The 1,656-nt window shown below is 27.9% G+C and carries 1 protein-coding gene; it reads left to right on the top strand.

What is annotated here, in order from left to right; translation table 11 throughout:
- Nucleotides 1-578: 578 nt before the first annotated feature.
- Nucleotides 579-1,382, top strand: coding sequence for a hypothetical protein (locus tag E4T68_RS08770; RefSeq protein WP_135126025.1), 804 nt, complete (start codon nt 579-581; stop codon nt 1,380-1,382).
- Nucleotides 1,383-1,656: the final 274 nt, after the last annotated feature.

Raw genomic sequence — 1,656 nt, forward strand, 5'->3', positions numbered from 1 at the left:
GTTTAAATATTTTACATATTTACGAACTCGAGTATTTTTAGTGCAAGAAAAATTATTTAAACAATCTTAATATGGGCCGAAAAGTCTATCAAATCGGTATGCTTATTGTCAAGGCACGCTCACGCTATAAACCTTGACAACTGCATACCGATTCGAAAAGAAACAATTAGCCCTATTAAGAAAAAACAACTTAATATTTGCTGGAATTTTTACTTACCAACATAATTTGACGAAGAGCCTAAAAAATATACTATGACAATGAGAAAAAAGAAAAGATTGTTACGTTTATATGTAGAATTTTTTTATCTTAATAAAGGTATTGATAGATATTTGTGATAGTTCCTGAATAGATTTGAAAATCATTGTAAAAAAGCATTATTTTTGGTTTTTTGTTGAAATCTAAGTTGAAATCAGTTGTTTTTATCAAAAAAATATCAAAATTAGTTGTTTTTTTGTGAAAAAAAGCAAAAAAAGTCGTATATTATAAATAAAAGTTGTATATTGTACTATATGAGAATGACTTTATTGCAAACAAAGAACAACGAAACTAGAGCATAGAAAAAAATGAGGGGTGCAATATGGATATTAGAAAGATAATTAAGTTGCTAAATGAACTTGATGAACAGGGAAGCAATGTCAAGTATATTAAAGGTTTACAAGAAGACAATATTGTTTATGATATTAGTGATTCTCTGTGTGAAAGTAGAATAGTAGATACGGCTCAAAGATTAAAGAAAGCAAATATTATGGAAGATACGTATGCTATTATTCATTTGCCTAGGCAATATGAACCGTATAAAAGTTTGTTGTTAAATATGTATAACGCAAACTCATTAAGTAAGGAGAGTACAAATGTTTTATTAAATAGACTATTTAAAAAAATAGGCATTAATCAAGAGCCCTTGAATGAATGCACGGAATTATTATTTCATAAAAAGATGTATAAATTACCTTATGTCTATGGTGGAAAAGCGTATTTACCTGTAAATGGGTCAATGAGAAAGTCTGGAGATTGGGTTGCAGCACATTTTATTACGAAGTATGGTATACAAGAATCAAGTAAGCACGTGTGGATAGAATTTGAAAATGGTGCTAAGTTACTTTTGGATATGAGTATAAAGGGATTAGAAATTCAACTTGAGCGTATTCTTCACATTTTATCTTTTCAAAGACAAGTGATAAATCAATTGTGTAAAGAGTTAACAGGTTTAGAAATAAAAGTAATAGAGCAAGAAGAATTATTTTTAGAAAGAAAGTTAAATCATATTAATGAGCATGATATGTCTGATGCAAATATTTATTTAAAGAAAATTTTAGAGGTAAGAGAGTACAGAGAAAATAAAAAGAATACACGTTCAAAGCGTAAAAATAAAGAAGTATAAATATGTTTACGAACTATTTTTAATTACTATTAAAAATAGTTCGTTTCTGAAACTTTACAAAACACAGTGAAACCGAAAAAGAAAAAGGGTATTTATATAGTAAAAACGGCTCTGTATCAACGATTTTAAAACTTTTCAGAAAAAAAGTAAAAAAAAGTAAAAAAAGCAGTTGACAAAAAAAGAGGATGTTGGTAATATATACAAGTCGCCGCAAGGAGACAAGCCCTTTGAAAACTAAACATTATGAAACAAACCAAATGTGTAGGGAAAGTTA

It is taken from the genome of Granulicatella sp. WM01 (assembly GCF_004570605.1).
Classification (GTDB): Bacteria; Bacillota; Bacilli; order Lactobacillales; family Aerococcaceae; genus WM01.